The following is a 16,070-nucleotide window of genomic DNA, read 5'->3' as shown; positions in this document are numbered from 1 at the left end:
CTGTGGGCCGTGGTCTGGTGCGCCGGCGCCTCGGCGCTGTCGGCGCTGGCCACGCCGTGGTTCGACGTGGTCAATATCGCGATGCTGTTCCTCGCTGCCGTGATGGGCGTCGCGCTGCGGCACGGCCGCGGGCCGGCGGCATTGGCCTCGGTGCTGTCGGTGGCCGCGTTCGATTTCTTCTTCGTGCCGCCGCGGCTGTCGTTCGCCGTCACCGACGTGCAGTACCTGCTGACCTTCGTGGTTCTGTTGTCGGTGGGCCTGGTGATCGGCCAGCTGACCGCGGGGCTGCGCGAGCAGGCGCAGGTCGCGGTGCGGCGCGAGACCGATGCGCGCACGCTGTACGAGCTCGCGCGCGAACTGTCGTCGGCGCTGACGCTGGAGCAGATCGTGCCGATCGGCAGCCGCTTCCTGCGGGCGGCGTTCGATGCCAATTCGGCGTTCTTCCTGACGTCCCCCGACGGCAAGCTGCTGCCGCCGGTGATGGACGCCGAGCAGCAGGACACCGCCGCGCGCACCGATTCGATCGACCGCGTGCTGGCGCAATGGGTGTTTGACCACGGCCAGCCCGCCGGCACGGGCACGCACACGCTGCCCGGCAGCACCGTGCTCTATCTGCCGCTGAAGGCGCCGATGCGGACGCGCGGCGTGCTGGCGGTGGAGCCGGCCGCGTGGCGCGCGTTCGCGCAGCCTGCGCTGCGGCGCCAGGTCGATGGCTTCTGCACGCTGATCGCGATCGCCATCGAGCGGCTGCACTATGTCGAGGTTGCGCAACAGGCGCTGCTGTCGATGGAGTCGGAGCGGTTGCGCAGTTCGCTGCTGGCCGCCGTATCGCACGATCTGCGCACGCCGCTGACCGGCCTGATCGGCATGGCCGAGACGCTGCGGCGTGCCGACCCGCCGCTGGCGCCTTCGGTGGCCGATACCGTCGACGCGATGCTCGAGCAGGCGCAGCGGATGCGCACGATGGTGGTCAACCTGCTCGACATGGCGCGGCTGCAAAGCCGCGACGTGCGGATGACGCGGGCGTGGCAGTCGGTCGAGGAGCTGGTCGGCTCGAGCCTGGCCGCGATGCGCGAGTCGTTGTCGCGGCACCGCGTCGAGGTGGCCGACCTGTCGCGCGTGCCGCTGGTCGAGTGCGACGCGGTGCTGATCGAGCGCGTGCTGTGCAATCTGCTGGAGAATGCGGGCAAATACACGCCGGCGGGAACGACGATCCGCGTGTCTGCCGAGGCCGTCGAGGCTGGCGAGGCCGTCGAGGCTGGCGAGGACGGCAAGGCCAGCGAGGGCCGCGAGGACGGGGAGGACAGCGAAGACGGCAAGGGCAGCGTGGGAGGCGAGGGCGAGATCCGCATCGCCGTGGAGGACGAGGGCCCCGGCGTGCCGGCCGGCAGCGAGCGGCAGATCTTCGAGAAGTTCACGCGCGGGCAGCGCGAGTCGGCCACGGCCGGTGTCGGCCTCGGGCTCGCCGTCTGCGAGGCGATCGTGCAGGCCCACGGGGGACGGATCTGGGTCGAACCGGCGCGGTCCGCGGCGCGCCGGGCCGTGCACGGGCCCGGCGCCCGCTTCGTGGTCGCGTTGCCGCGCGGCAACCCGCCGGCGGTGGAGGCCGAGTCCGACATGCCGCCCGCTTGAGCCGGCGGACTGTTCGTTCGAATCCGCGCACCGCCATCCGCAACACATTCGGCCCACGTCCGCACCACGTCCTCGCTACGTCCGCACCACGTCCGCACCACGTCGATCCCAAGGAAACCACTACCGTCATGCCATTCGAATTCTCTCCCACGGTGTTGCTGGTCGAAGACGAGCCGCATATCCGCCGCTTCGTACGCGCGACGCTCGAGGCCGAGGGCTGCACCGTGCATGAGGCCGAGACGCTGAAACGAGGGCTGATCGACGCCGGCACGCGTCAGCCCGATCTGGTGATCCTCGATCTCGGCCTGCCCGACGGCGATGGGGTCCAGCTGATCCGCGAGATGCGCAGCTGGACCCAGGTGCCGATCCTGGTGCTGTCCGCGCGCAGCGACGAAGCCGACAAGATCGTCGCGCTCGACGGCGGCGCCGACGACTATCTGACCAAGCCCTTCGGCGTGGGCGAGATGGTGGCGCGCGTGCGCGTGCTGCTGCGCCGGCACGCCAGGACCAATCCGCAGGGCACCCACCTGATCGCCTTCGGCGACGTGCAGGTGGACCTCGCCAGTCGCGTGATCACGCGCGCGGGGCAGCCCGTACATCTGACGCCGATCGAGTATCGCCTGCTGTCGGTGCTGATCGCCCACCGGGGCAAGGTGATGACCCATCGCGAACTGCTGCGCGAGGTATGGGGGCCGTCGCAGTCGGAGAGCAGCCAGTATCTGCGCGTCTACATGGGTCATCTGCGGCACAAGCTCGAGCGCGATCCCGCGCAGCCCGTTCACCTGCTGACCGAGACCGGCATCGGCTATCGCTTCGCGGGGTGAGCGACCCCGGGGCATGAACGCCCGGCGTGCGCCTTTACGCGGTTCGCATGCCGCGCCTCGCACTCTTGACACCGTTTTTACGCGCCGATGCCTATCGTGGCGAAGGTCCCCAACGGGACTGTCCCTTCTACTTCGCCACGATTCTCATGATCCGAATCACGCTACCGCGCCATCCCGCCGCGGCGCTGCTCGCCGCTTCCCTGCCCGCCGCTTCTCTGCTCTCCATCACGCTCCTGTCCGCGATGCCGGCGGCCGCGCAGACCGCGCCGCACACGTTGACGGCTAATCTGTCGCTGGCCACCGACTACCGCTATCGCGGCATCACGCAGACCGATCGCCGGCCCGCGATCCAGGGCGGCTTCGACTACAGCCATGCCAGCGGCTTCTATCTGGGCAACTGGAACTCGAGCATCAGCTGGCTGGGCGACAGCAACGACGAGGTGTCGGCGCCGATCGAGATGGACTTCTACGCGGGCTTCAGGAACACCTTCGGCACCGAGGGCAAATGGAGCTACGACGTCGGCGTGCTGCAGTACTACTACCCCGGTGCTTACCCGGGCGGCTTCACCCGTCCCCATACCACCGAAGCCTATGCCGGCGTCGGCTACGGTCCGGTGTCCCTCAAGGTCTCGTATGCGCCGACCAAGCTGTTCGGCCTCGCCGACAGCCGGCACAGCTGGTATGCGGACCTGTCGGCCAACGTGCCGCTGCAGGTCTGGGGCCTGACGCTGAACACGCATGTCGGCTACCAGAAGGTGCAGGCGGCCGACGCCTCGTATGCCGACTGGAAGCTCGGCCTGACCAGGGACCTGGGCAACGGCTTCGCGCTGGCCGTGGCCTATGTCGACACCAACGCGGACCGGACCGTCTACACCAACGCCAGCGGACGCTACATGGGCCGCGGCACGGCCTGGGCCTCGCTGACGAAGACGTTCTGAGGCCGCGCCGCCATCGCCCACCGCCGCCCGGCGGCGCTACTGCGCGGCGACCTGCGCGTGCACGTCGTGCGCCAGCTCGAGCAGCCGCTGGCGGTCGATGCCGCCCGACACCGCGTAGCCGAACTTGCCGTCGATCCAGTAGAAGACATTGACCGGACCGTCCTGATACAGCCGGAAAGCGGTCACGTCGGCGGCGAGGTCGCGGTGCGAGATGCACAGCGTGATGCGCTCGCCGTTGGCGTCGTGGTACATGAACTGCGCGACCGGGCCGTGGTTGCTCGGCAGCAGGCGTCCGCCCATCAGCGAGAAGCCGGTGCGCGTCAGGATCGGCGGGCGGACATCGGCCCCCAGCCGGTTCGATACCCATTTGACCAGCTCCTGCTCGCGGTCCGCGCCGACCTCCACCGGCCGGCGTACCTCGGGGGCATAGATCACGTGGGCGATCGCCGATTGGCGCGCGAACGATTCGCCGGTATCGAGCCCCGTCGGCGCGCGCCGGGCCAGCTCGCCGCCGAAGGACGGCACCGCGCGGCGCCACGCATCGGCATTGGCGCCGATGCCGATGCCCACCACCAGCGCCGCGGCCATGCCGCCCAGCAGCTTCCAGTCCAGCCGGCGCAGCCATGCGCCGCGCCGGCCGGGGTCGCGCAGCCGCGACGGCAGCGGTTCGTTCAGCACGCGGTCGTAGCGCGCGTGCAGCATGTGGTTCAGCGCGTAGTACTGGCTGATCCGCTGGGCGAGCTGGGGGTCGTGCTCGAGCCGCTGCTCGATTTCGGCGCGCCGCGCGTCGGGCACCATGCCGTCGACGTAGGCGTGGATCTCTTCCTCGCTGATCGCGAATGCTTCGTTGCTCATCGCACCACCCTCAGTCGGGCTTCGGGTTTGACACCGGCCATCAGGCTGCGCAGGCGCTCGCGTCCGCGCGACAGCCGGGACATCACGGTGCCGACCGGGATGCCGAGCGCCAGCGCGACCTCGGCATAGCTCATCGATTCGAGGCCGACCAGCAGCACCACCTCGCGCTGTTCGGCCGGCAGCCGCTGCAGCGCGTAATCGAGGTCGCGCACTTCCAGCGAGCCCGCCGGATTGGCCGCCGTGCTGTGCCAGTCGGCGCCGGACAGGCCGTCGGACAGCGTGTCGTCGTCCATCGGCACATGCGTCGCGCGCATGCCGGCGCCGCGCATCTGGTTGACGAAGGCGTTATGCATGATCGTGAATAGCCAGGCCCGCAGATCGGTGCCGTCGTGGTATTGCCGCGCATGGCGCAGCGCGCGCTCGAGCGTGTCCTGCACCAGATCGTCGGCAAGCTCGCGGTTGTGGACCAGCGCGCGCGCATAGCGGCGCAGCCGCGGCACGTGGTCGATCAGTTCTTCACGAACCCCCATCGCTGTTCCTTTGTCGGTCGGCGGGCCGCGCCGGGTTTGTTCGCCGGCGCTGTGCCCTTGCAGCGTGAACACCATCGGGGCGATTTTATTCCGGCCAATGCCGGCCACCGTCCGGATTTTTTTGCCGCTCGGCGGGAATAAGCGGGGCGGGAGCGCTGTTCACCTGTGGGTACGGACCTCGAGGAGTGCAGCATGCCAGTCTGTTTTCGATGGCGCGGCCGCGACCGCGGCGCCGCGCGGGTCGCGTCGGCCATGCCGTTTGCCATGCCGTTGGTCATACCCGTGGCCATGTCCGTGGCCATGTCCGTGACCCTGGTCGGGGCGCTGGCGATATTCGTTGCGCCGGCAGCCGCGGCCGAGCCCTCGGCGGCCACGGGTGCGGCCTCCACCGAAGCCGCCAACCACGCCGCCTTCCTCGCCGAGAACGACCGTGCGATGGAGCGGATGATGAACGAGATGGCGATCACGCCGAGCGGCGACGTCGACCGCGACTTCGTCCACATGATGGTGCCGCACCACCGCGGCGCGATCGAGATGGCGATGGCGCAGCTGCGGTACGGGCGCAATCCGCAACTGCGCCGGCTGGCGCAGGAAATCATCGCCACGCAGCAGCAGGAGATTGCGGCGATGTATCTGGCGATCGGGCTGGCGCCGCCCGGTGCCGATACATCCGCCGATACATCCGCCGATACGTCGGCCACTACGGCGGCCACGACGTCCCCCACTACGTCGGCCACCAGGTCGGTCACAACGTCGGCCACAACGCCGGCCGATATGTCCTCCGATCCCGCCGCGGCCGCCGGCGGCGGCCACCGCCACCGCACCGTCCACCATTCGCACAAGGAGCCACGATGAAGCCCACCCCGACCGCCGCCGTCGTCGCCGCCATCGCGGCCCTGGCGCTGGCCTTGCCGGCCGCCACGCAGGCCGGGCAGCCGCCCCGCGCCGCCACCGATCCGGATCGGCCCATTAGCCATCGCGACCGCATCTATGCCGCGGAGCAGTTCTCCAACACGGTGTCCGTCACCGACCCCGCCTCCAACGAGGTGCTCGGCATGATCCGGCTGGGCGAGCCGACGCCGGCGAACTTCAGCCCCTTGTACAAGGGGCAATTGCTTGTGCATGGCCTCGGCTTCTCGCCGGACGGCCGCACGCTGGCGGTGGTGTCGATCGGCTCGAACTCGGTGTCCTTCATCGACACGCAGACCAATGCGGTCAGGCACGTGACGTATCTCGGCCGCTCGCCGCACGAGGCGTTCTACACGCCGGACGGCAAGGAGGTCTGGGTCACCGTGCGCGGCGAGGACTATGTTGCCGTGATCGACGCGGCCACCTATCGGGAGAAGACGCGCATCACGGTGCCTGCGGGTCCCGGCATGCAGATCTTCTCGCCGGACGGCAAGTACGGCTATGTCTGCTCGTCGTTCCAGCCGCGCACCAGCGTGGTCTCGGTGGCCGAGCACAAGGTGATCGCCACCATCGAGCAGGCCAGCGCCTTCTGCCCGAACATCGCGGCGACGCCCGACGGCAAGCAGGTCTGGTTCACGCTGAAGGACATCGGCAAGGTGCAGGTGTTCGATGCGCGTCCGCCGTTCGCACCAATCCGCACCATCGATACCGGGCCGATCACCAACCACGTCAATTTCGTCCGCAACCGCAACGGCCAGTTCGCCTACGTGACGGTGGGCGGGACCAACGAGGTCACGGTGTTCCGCACCGACGACTTCGCGCCGGTCGCCACCATTCCGGTCGGCAAGCTGCCGCACGGCCTGTGGCCGTCGGGCGACGGCAGCCGCATCTATGTCGGGCTGGAGAACGAGGACGCGCTGGCGGCGATCGACACGCTGAGCCAGCGCGTGGTCGCGACGATCCCCGTCGGTCAGGCGCCGCAGGCGGTGGTCTACGTGCCGGACGCGGTCAGGCAGGGAGATGGGCGGCAGAACCTGCAGCCTGCGGGAACGATCGCCCGGGCCACGCAACTGTCGCTGGTGCCGGTCGCTGCCGGCGGACAGCCGCTTGCGCAACAACCACCTTCCCAGCAGGCGCCGACCAGCGTCGCGCTGTTCGATCAGGGGCTGGTGCAGGTGCTGCAGGCCTCGGTCACCGGACTGCAGCCGAAGCAGGCCTATGTGCTGGGCCTGGCGGAGCGGGCCGACGGCGGCGGCCGCATCGAGCCGCTGGCGCGCTTCATGGCGAATCCGGCGGGATCGGCGATCGTCAATACGGTCGGACCGATCCGGCAGGTGGTCGCCGGCGGCGGCGAGCGCCAGGAGGCGCGGCGCTATCTGGTGATCGCGCCCGTGACGGACGCCGGCATCGGGGCGCCGGTGCAGCGGCAGACACCGTAGCGGCTGGCGTGCTGGGGCTGACCTATGGCTCCCTATGGCCCCGTATGGCTGCCTGTGGCCCCATGGCCCCCATGGCCCCATGGGCCCCCAATGACCCGCCAATGGCCCCCCCCCAATGGCCCCCCCAATGGCCCCCTATGGCATCTCCGCGAAGCACTCGGCGAGCCAGTCGGCGACGGCGCGAAAGCGCGGCTGGCGCCGGTATTCGGACGGATAGGCCAGCCAGACCTCGCGCCTTACGTCGGGGCAGTCCTGCAGCCGATGCAGCGATGGCTGCGTCCGCGCGGCAAAGTGCGGCAGCAGCGCGGCCCCGGTGCCGGCCGCGGCGGCCATCAGCAGCGTGTCGACGCTGTTGCTCGACAGCACGATGGCGTCGCGCGCGATCTGCCGGTCGACCCAGCGAATCTCGGGCAGCGCCACGCCGGGGGCAAGCGACAGCGTGAGCTGGCAGAACGGGAGCGCGGCCAGGCCCTCGTCGGCGTAGCGGCGGCGCATGGCCGCGTTGCCGTAGACGCCGTAGTGGATCGTGCCGACGCGGCGCGCTACCACCTGCTCCTCGACCGGGCGATTGAGCCGGATGGCCAGATGCGCCTCGCGGCGTGCCAGGCTGGCGCGGCGCGCCTCGACGATCAGTTCCACCGTCAGCCCGGGATGGCGCTCGCGCAGCGCCGGCAGCCGCTCCGCGATGAACAGCGTCGCCACGCCCTCGGTGGCGGTCAGCTTGACGGTGCCCGATACGCTGCCGGGACTGGCGCGGCGCGCTTCGAGTTCGCGGCCGATGCGCGCGGCATGCCGCTCCATCTGCTCGGCGGCGGCCAGCGCGATGCGCCCGGCTGGCGACAGTTCGATCCGGCCCTGCATCGATTCGGCCACCGATGCGCCCAGCGCCGTCTCCAGCCGCCGCAGCCGGCGAATCACGGTGGCGTGCGTCAGTCCGAGCTCGCGCGCGCAGGCGGCGTAGCTGCCCGAACGGGCCAGCACGGCCAGGGTCAGCAGATCGTCCCAATGGGTGGTCCCGGCTGTTCGTTTTTGCACAGTGCCTCGTCGGAATTTGGCATGGTGAATCGGCAAGCCGAACCCTATCATGGCGGCACCGCACGATGTCGTGCATTCGACGAGGAAGAGACCCCATGCCGCAAGCCAAGACCCTGATGGATTTCGCCGGCGCGACCCGCCAGCCGGCCGACTGGCAGCAAGCCAGCCTGGTGCTGATCGACCACCAGCGCGAGTATGTCGACGGCAGCCTGCCGCTGTCCGGCATGGCCGAGGCCGTCGCCGAGTGCCAGCGCCTGCTGGCCGCCGCCCGCAAGGCGGGCGCACCGGTGGTGCACATCCAGCATCACGGCAAGCCCGGCGGGGCGATCTTCGATCCGCAGGGGCCCTATGTCGAGCTGATTGCCGAACTGGCGCCTGCGCAGGGCGAGGCGGTGATCGCCAAATCCCTGCCGAACGCGTTCGCCGGCACGGGCCTGGCCGACGCACTGGCCAGGACCGGCCGCAAGCAGCTGGTGGTGGCGGGCTTCATGACCCATATGTGCGTCAGCGCAACGGCGCGCGCCGCGCTCGATCTGGGCTTCACCACCACGGTAGTCGCGGCCGCCTGCGCGACGCGCGATCTGCCCGATCCCGTCAACGGCGAGGTGGTACCTGCCGCGGTCGTGCATCGCACCGCCCTGACGGAACTGAACGACCTGGTGGCGCTGGTGGTGCCGGATGCGGGAGCGTTGGGGGCGTAAGCGAGAACGCAGCCGTCTCCGCGGACGCGGGGATCCAGCGACGTTGGAAAGACGTTGGGATTCCCGTTCGGCTTCGCGGGAAGGATGTGCGCGCTGGTGGTGCTTCGCCAGAGCCCATGGCAGAAGAGGCCGCTCGCGCGGCCTCTTCTGCTTCTTCTGCTGTCTGGGGATCGAGCGGGGCTATGCCACTGCCCCGCGCACCACCCTCGGCCCGACCTCGTTGGCCGCGACCGCCGCGGTGCGCGCCAGCACCGGCACCAGCGCCGCCCCGGTATGGCTGCCCGGCGTGCGCGCCAGGACGTCCGGCGGTGCCGCCGCGACGATGGTGCCGCCGCCGTCGCCGCCTTCCGGACCGAGGTCGATGACCCAGTCGGCTTCGGCGATCACGTCGAGGTCGTGCTCGATCACCACCACGCTGTGGCCGCCGTCGACCAGCCGGTGCAGCACGCGGATCAGCTTGGCGACGTCCGCCATATGCAGGCCCACGGTCGGCTCGTCCAGCACGTACAGCGTATGCGGCGGCTTCTGGCCGCGGCGCGTGATGTCGTCGCGCACCTTGGCCAGTTCGGTGACCAGCTTGATCCGCTGTGCCTCGCCGCCCGACAGCGTCGGCGACGGCTGGCCCAGCGTCAGGTAGCCGAGTCCCACGTCCTTGAGCAGCTGCAGCGGATGCGCGATGTTCGACTGCGCGGCAAAGAACTCCACCGCCTCGTCGATCTCCATCGTCAGCACCTCGCCGATATTGCGGCCGCGCCAGGACACCGCCAGCGTCTCCGCGTTGAAGCGCTGGCCGTGGCAGACGTCGCACAGCACCTTGACGTCCGGCAGGAAACTCATGCCGATGGTGCGCACGCCCTGGCCCTCGCAGGCCGGGCAGCGGCCGTCGCCGGTGTTGAACGAGAAGCGCGACGCGGTATAGCCCCGCGCGCGCGCCTCCAGCGTATCGGCGAAGAGCCGCCGGATCGCGTCCCAGACGCCGATGTAGGTGGCCGGGCACGAGCGCGGCGTCTTGCCGATCGGGGTCTGGTCGACCTCGAGCACGCGGTCGATCGCCTCCCAGCCGGTCACCGACTCGCAGCCCTGCCAGACATGCTGGACGTCGAGCTTCCTCACGCCCTTGCTGGCGCCCGCGGTGCCCGCCGCGGTCTCGCTTGCCTGCGCCGACTTGCGCGCGCGGCGCGTGGCCGGCGACGACAGCACCGAGCGGCCGACCGCATCGAGCAGATTGGTCATCAGCACATCGCGCGCCAGCGTGGACTTGCCGGAGCCGCTGACGCCGGTGATCGCGACCAGCCGCGACAGCGGCAGGCTGGCGGTGACGTTGCGCAGGTTGTGCAGCGTGGCGCCGTGCACGGTCAGCCAGCGTTCGGGCACCGCCGTGTCCGCAGTGCCCGCCTTGCCTCGCGTTGCCGCCGCCGACACGGGCCGGCGCGCCTGCAGCGGATGGACGATCGGCCGGGCCAGGAACTGCCCGGTCAGCGACGACGGCTGCGCCGCCAGATCGGCGACGCCGCCCTGCGCGACCACATGGCCGCCGCGCTTGCCGGCGCCGGGGCCGATGTCGATGATGTGGTCGGCGCGGCGGATGGTGTCCTCGTCGTGCTCGACCACCACCAGCGTGTTGCCCTTGTCGCCGAGCTTGCGCAGCGCGTCGAGCAGGATGCGGTTGTCGCGCGGATGCAGGCCGATGGTCGGTTCGTCCAGCACATAGCAGACGCCCTGCAGATTGCTGCCGAGCTGCGCCGCCAGCCGGATCCGCTGCGCCTCGCCGCCCGACAGGCTGGGCGCGGCGCGGTCCAGGCTCAGGTAGCCCAGGCCGACCTCCTCGAGGAATTCGAGCCGGCTGCGGATCTCGCTGACCACGTCGCGCGCGATCTCGGCGTCGCGGCCGCCCAGCGTCAGCTGCTCGATCCACGCGCGGGTCTGCGACACGGTCCACTGCGCGATGTCGACGATCGAGCGGCCGGCGAAGCTGACCGCGCGCGCGGCCGCGTTCAGCCGCGTGCCGTGGCACGAGGGGCAGGCCGCATGGCCGACGCCTTCGGGCTCGAGCTCCTCCGACGGCAGCGTCTGCTCGCGGCCGCGTTCGTCGCCGCCGATCACGCTGTCGTCATAGGCGGCGCGCTGCTCGCCCGTCAGCGCCAGGCCGGTGCCGACGCAGCTCTCGCACCAGCCATGCTTGCTGTTGTACGAGAACATGCGCGGGTCCAGCTCGGGATAGCTGGTGCCGCATTGCGGGCAGGCGCGCTTGGTCGAGAAGACCTTGGTCTGGCCGACGCCATCGCCGTTGTGGCCGTTGCCGAACGCTTCGCGCAGGCCGTCCAGCGGCGCCAGCAGATGCATCACGCCCTTGCCGTGCTCGAGCGCCTGCTCCAGCAGCGCGCGCAGCGCCGCCTCGTTGTCGGGAGAGACCACCACGTCGCCGACCGGCAGCTCGATCGTGTGTTCGCGGAAGCGGTCCAGCCGCGGCCACGGATCGACCGGCAGGAAGGCGCCGTCGACGCGCAGGTGCGTATGGCCGCGCGCCTTGGCCCATTTGGCGAGATCGGTATAGACGCCCTTGCGGTTGACCACCAGCGGCGCCAGCAGGCCGACGTGCTGGCCGCGGTATTCGCGCAGCAGCTGCGCGACGATCGATTCGGGGCTCTGCGCGCTGACCGGCGTGCCGTCGTGCACGCAGTGCTGCAAGCCGAGCTTCACGTACAGCAGCCGCAGGAAGTGCCAGACCTCGGAGGTGGTCGCCACCGTGCTCTTGCGGCCGCCGCGCGACAGGCGCTGCTCGATCGCCACGGTCGGCGGAATGCCGAACACCGCGTCGACCTCGGGCCGGCCCGCGGGCTGCACGATCGAGCGCGCGTAGGCGTTCAGCGATTCGAGATAGCGCCGCTGGCCCTCGTGGAACAGGATGTCGAAGGCCAGCGTCGACTTGCCCGAGCCCGACACGCCGGTCACCACGTTGAACTTGTTGTGCGGGATATCGACGTTCAGCGACTTCAGGTTGTGCTCGTGCGCGTTGACGATGCGCACCACGTTCTCGCCCTGGATTTCGGCCAGCGCGCGCCGCGCGCGGCGGGCCGCCGGCGAGCCGTGCGCCGACTGCAGCCGCAGCGCGTCGTGCTCGGCCTGCGCGTCGCTGCGCCCGATCTGGTTCTCGTACTGCAGCAGCGCCGCGCCGGTATGCGAAGCCGCGCACCGCTTGACGTCGTCCGGCGTGCCCGCGCAGACGAGCTGGCCGCCGGCGTCGCCGCCTTCGGGGCCGAGATCGATCAGCCAGTCGGCGGCGCGGATCACGTCGAGGTTGTGCTCGATCACGATCAGCGAATGGCCGCCGTCCAGCAGCTTGCCGAAGGCGCGCATCAGCTTGGCGATGTCGTCGAAGTGCAGGCCGGTGGTCGGCTCGTCGAACATGAAGAGCCGCCCTTCGCTGGCGTCCGGCGCGACCCGCTTGCGCGCGGCCTGCGCGGTCTCGGCCAGGAAGCCGGCCAGCTTCAGGCGCTGCGCCTCGCCGCCCGACAGTGTCGGCACCGGCTGGCCCAGCTTCACGTATTCGAGGCCGACGTCGACGATCGGCTGCAGCACGCGCAGCACCTCGGCGTCGGCGGCGAACAGCGCCACCGCCTCGCTGACGGTCAGCTCCAGCACGTCGGCGATGCCCAGCGCGCGGCCGCCGCGCTCGATCCTGACCTCGAGGATTTCGGCGCGATAGCGCGTGCCGTCGCAGTCCGGGCAGCGCAGGTAGACGTCGGACAGGAACTGCATCTCGACGTGCTCGAAGCCCGAGCCGCCGCAGGTCGGGCAGCGTCCGTCGCCCGAGTTGAAGCTGAAGGTGCCGGCGGTATAGCCGCGCTGCCTGGCCAGCGGTGCCTTGGCGAACAGCTTGCGGATCTCGTCGAAGGCGCCCACATAGCTGGCCGGATTGGAGCGCGCGGTCTTGCCGATCGGCGACTGGTCGACGAACACCGCATCGCCGATCTGCTCGGCGCCGACCAGTGCGCGATGCGCGCCGGGGCTTTCGGTGGCGCGGCCGAAATGGCGGGCCAGCGCGGGGTGCAGCACGTCCTGGATCAGCGTCGACTTGCCCGAGCCCGACACGCCGGTCACGCAGACCAGGCGCTGCAGCGGGATCGACACGGTGACGTCCTGCAGGTTGTGCTCGCTGGCGCCTTCGAGCACCAGCCGCGGCGTGGTGTCGTCGACCGGCCGGCGGACCCAGTCCGACGCATCGGCGACGCGGCGCTGGCCGCTCAGGTACTGGCCGGTCAGCGTGCCGGCGTGGCGGATCTCGGCCGGCGTGCCGTCGTAGACGATCTCGCCGCCGCGCTCGCCGGGGCCCGGGCCCATGTCGATCAGGCGGTCGGCGGCCAGCATCACCGACGGATCGTGCTCGACCACCACCAGCGTGTTGCCGGCATCGCGCAGCCGCCGCATCGCCTCGACGATCCGGTTCAGGTCGCGCGGATGCAGGCCGATGCTGGGCTCGTCCAGCACGAACAGCGTGTTGACCAGCGAGGTGCCGAGCGCGGTGGTCAGGTTGATCCGCTGCACCTCGCCGCCGGACAGCGTGCGGCTCTGGCGGTCCAGCGTCAGGTAGCCGATGCCGACGTCGCACAGGTACTTCAGGCGCGTGCGGACTTCGGTCAGCAGCAGCTTCAGCGCGTCGTCGAGCAGCGCGCTCGGCAGCGTCAGCGTGTCGAAGAAGCGGCGGATGCGCTCGATCGGCAGCAGCATCAGGTCGTGCACGGTCAGGCCGGGCAGCGCCTCGAGCTGGTCGCGCCGCCAGGCCACGCCACGCGGCATCACGCGGCGGGCGGGATCGAGCACGGCATCGGCGTTCTCGCGCGAGCCCAGGCGCCACAGCATCGCCTCGGTCTTCAGGCGTGCGCCGCCGCAGGTCTCGCACAGCGTGTAGCTGCGGTACTTCGACAGCAGCACGCGGATATGCATCTTGTAGGCCTTCGACTCCAGATAGTCGAAGAAGCGGCGCACGCCGTACCACTGGCTGTTCCACTTGCCGTTCCAGGCGGGATCGCCGTCGATGACCCAGTCGCGCTGCGCCTGTGTCAGTTCGGCCCACGGCGTGTCGCGCGGAATGCCGGCGCGCGCGGCGTAGCGCATCAGGTCGTCCTGGCACTCCTTCCATGCCGGCGTCTGCATCGGCTTGATCGCGCCCTCGCGCAGCGTCTTGCGCCCGTCGGGAATCACCAGGCCGAGGTCGACGCCGATCACGCGGCCGAAGCCGCGGCAGGCCTCGCAGGCGCCGTAGGCCGAGTTGAACGAGAACAGCGCCGGCTGCGGGTCTGCATAGCGCAGGTCGCTTTCAGGACAGTGCAGGCCGGTGGAGAAGCGCCAGATGGTGGCTTCGGCGTCGGCGGCTTCCCCGGAAGCCGCTTCGCCCTCCGGCAGCACGTAGATATTGACCCTTCCGGCGCCGCGCTTGAGCGAGGACTCGATCGCCTCGACCACGCGCGCCTTGTCGGCGCGCTGCAGGCGGAAGCGGTCGGCCACCACGTCGAGCATCTTGCGCGGGCCTGTCGGCGAGTTCACCACGCGCTGCGCCTGCACGCGGGTGTAGCCGCTGACCGACAGCCATTGCGCGATCTCTTCCTCGGTCGCGGACTCCGGCAGCTCGACGGGGAAGGTCACCGCCAGGCGCGGATCGCCGTCGCGGGTGCGTTCGAGCAGCTCGGCGTAGATCGTCTCGGGGGTGTCGTGGCGCACCGGCAGCGCGGTCTCGCGGTCGAACAGCTGGGCCGAGCGCGCGAACAGCAGCTTCAGGTGGTCGTTCAGCTCGGTCATGGTGCCGACCGTCGAGCGCGAGCTGCGCACCGGATTGGTCTGGTCGATCGCGATCGCCGGCGGCACGCCCTCGACGCGCTCGACCTGCGGGCGGTCCATGCGATCGAGGAACTGGCGGGCGTAGGCGCTGAAGGTCTCGACATAGCGCCGCTGCCCTTCGGCATAGAGGGTGTCGAAGACCAGGCTGGATTTGCCGGAGCCGGACGGACCCGTGACCACCGTCATTTCGCCGGTGCGCAGGTCCAGATCGACTTGCTTGAGATTGTGCTGACGCGCGCCGCGGATGCGGATGACGCCGGAAGACATGGGGGAATCCTTTCGATGGCCGCACCGCGCCCAAGGCCGGGGGCGGTGGAAAGTCGGGCGTAAACTTTAGCAAAAGTCCCGCGGACGCGTCCGAATGCCACCCGGACGCCGCCTGGCGGCCCGCCGATGGCCGCCGGACGCGGGATGCCGCACCGACTGCCGCCGATTCTCCCGGCGCGCTCCTTTGCACAGATTCCGGGTGTTTTCAATAGATTCCGCCAGCCGGCACCCATAGCATGGCGGCGCCGGCGGTGGGCGCGTCCGGTCGAGCGGCATACCGCTCCGGCTGCCGGAATCGCCGCCGGCAGTCTCCGCAGTCCCCCGGCCGCCGCTGGCAACGACAAGCCGCCACCGGCGGCCGCCGGCAGCTACCCGCCTTCACAGGCAGCCGCCTGCTCCCACCAGCAAGCCCACCGCCGTCCTTACGCCGCCAGCCCGCCATCCCGGCGCTCGGCTGGCAACCGGCGCCGCCACCTTCCGCGGCGTCCATCCCCAACGCCAGGAGTACACGCACATGGTGCTAACAACCAGGAGTCTCGTCGACGCCAAACCTGCCGGTGCGGCGGGCGGCGCACCCACCGTGGAAGGGGCGGAGGTCGCCGCCCTGCATGCCGCCCTGCATGCCGCCATCACGCGCGGCGACGCCGCGGCGATCGACACGCTCGCCGCCGGCCAGCCCGCGCTGCTGCGGGTGCCGGACCGCGATGGCAATACCGCGCTGCACCTGGCGATGCTCGCCGGCGGCGATCTGAAGACCGTCGAACGTCTGCTGCAGCATGGCGCCGATCCGGCGCTGACCAACGTCAATGGCGATACCGCGCTGCATCTGGCTTTCCAGATCCGGCCGCCCGCGCCGCAGCTGGTACGCGCGCTGCTGCGCCAGCTGGAGTACCAGGGCACCCATGCCGCGAAGCTGGCGCTGTCGGCCCGCAATGGCGACCATCAGCCGCCGGTGGCGCTGGCGGCCGACACGCTGGCAGACGACGGCGCGCTGTCGGCCACCATCGGCGAACTGGTCTCGGACTATCTCGGCTGGCTCGCACGCAGCGGTACCGGTGAACTGGCCCACGCCGCCGGCAGCGGCGACGTGGCGCAACTGGCGCCG

11 protein-coding genes are annotated in these 16,070 nt (G+C 70.5%); 7 read left to right on the top strand and 4 right to left on the bottom strand.

Annotated features, from left to right (window positions below; genetic code table 11):
* From AC6EI8_RS15990 to AC6EI8_RS15980, 3 genes are all read left to right on the top strand, one after another.
* A partial coding sequence (locus tag AC6EI8_RS15990; protein WP_498382361.1) for a DUF4118 domain-containing protein occupies nucleotides 1–1,632 on the top strand: 1,632 nt, incomplete at its 5' end.
* A 128-nt stretch (nucleotides 1,633–1,760) separates the two neighbouring features.
* Nucleotides 1,761–2,456 carry a two-component system response regulator KdpE gene (kdpE, locus tag AC6EI8_RS15985; RefSeq protein ID WP_265633217.1) on the top strand — a complete coding sequence of 232 codons (696 nt, stop codon included), beginning with the start codon at nucleotides 1,761–1,763 and terminating at the stop codon, nucleotides 2,454–2,456.
* Nucleotides 2,457–2,602: 146 nt separating this feature from the next.
* Complete coding sequence (locus AC6EI8_RS15980; protein WP_407648516.1) at nucleotides 2,603–3,394, top strand: TorF family putative porin; 792 nt, start codon at nucleotides 2,603–2,605, stop codon at nucleotides 3,392–3,394.
* A gap of 36 nt (nucleotides 3,395–3,430) precedes the next feature.
* Here the strand turns inward: AC6EI8_RS15980 and AC6EI8_RS15975 are convergent, their stop codons facing one another.
* Entirely contained in the window at nucleotides 3,431–4,249 is an 819-nt protein-coding gene (locus AC6EI8_RS15975; protein WP_150084702.1) for an anti-sigma factor family protein, read from the bottom strand.
* A complete protein-coding gene (locus AC6EI8_RS15970; RefSeq protein WP_422649289.1) occupies nucleotides 4,246–4,779 on the bottom strand; it encodes an RNA polymerase sigma factor in 534 nt (177 codons plus the stop codon). Before AC6EI8_RS15970 ends, AC6EI8_RS15975 begins: the two co-directional genes overlap by 4 nt.
* A gap of 300 nt (nucleotides 4,780–5,079) precedes the next feature.
* Between AC6EI8_RS15970 and AC6EI8_RS15965 the strand changes: the two genes are divergently transcribed.
* Complete coding sequence (locus tag AC6EI8_RS15965) at nucleotides 5,080–5,634, top strand: DUF305 domain-containing protein (protein WP_498382360.1); 555 nt, start codon at nucleotides 5,080–5,082, stop codon at nucleotides 5,632–5,634.
* Complete coding sequence (locus AC6EI8_RS15960) at nucleotides 5,631–7,127, top strand: YncE family protein (RefSeq protein WP_498382359.1); 1,497 nt, start codon at nucleotides 5,631–5,633, stop codon at nucleotides 7,125–7,127. Before AC6EI8_RS15965 ends, AC6EI8_RS15960 begins: the two co-directional genes overlap by 4 nt.
* A 135-nt stretch (nucleotides 7,128–7,262) precedes the next feature.
* Here the strand turns inward: AC6EI8_RS15960 and AC6EI8_RS15955 are convergent, their stop codons facing one another.
* Nucleotides 7,263–8,162 (bottom strand): LysR family transcriptional regulator, encoded by a 900-nt coding sequence (locus AC6EI8_RS15955; protein WP_265633221.1) that lies wholly within the window; start codon nucleotides 8,160–8,162, stop codon nucleotides 7,263–7,265.
* A gap of 95 nt (nucleotides 8,163–8,257) precedes the next feature.
* On the opposite strand from AC6EI8_RS15955, the gene AC6EI8_RS15950 reads away from it, so the two are divergent.
* Nucleotides 8,258–8,863: a cysteine hydrolase family protein gene (locus AC6EI8_RS15950; RefSeq protein WP_226108562.1), complete on the top strand. Its 606-nt coding sequence runs from the start codon at nucleotides 8,258–8,260 to the stop codon at nucleotides 8,861–8,863.
* A 180-nt stretch (nucleotides 8,864–9,043) separates the two neighbouring features.
* On the opposite strand, the gene uvrA is transcribed toward AC6EI8_RS15950, so the two are convergent.
* Entirely contained in the window at nucleotides 9,044–14,965 is a 5,922-nt protein-coding gene (gene uvrA, locus AC6EI8_RS15945; RefSeq protein WP_226108560.1) for an excinuclease ABC subunit UvrA, read from the bottom strand.
* A 514-nt stretch (nucleotides 14,966–15,479) separates the two neighbouring features.
* Here uvrA and AC6EI8_RS15940 point away from each other — a divergent pair.
* On the top strand, nucleotides 15,480–16,070 hold a 591-nt coding region (locus AC6EI8_RS15940), incomplete at its 3' end, for an ankyrin repeat domain-containing protein (protein WP_498382358.1).

The organism is Cupriavidus sp. R6-3, assembly GCF_059772245.1.
This window is presented reverse-complemented; position numbering and strand designations above follow the sequence as displayed.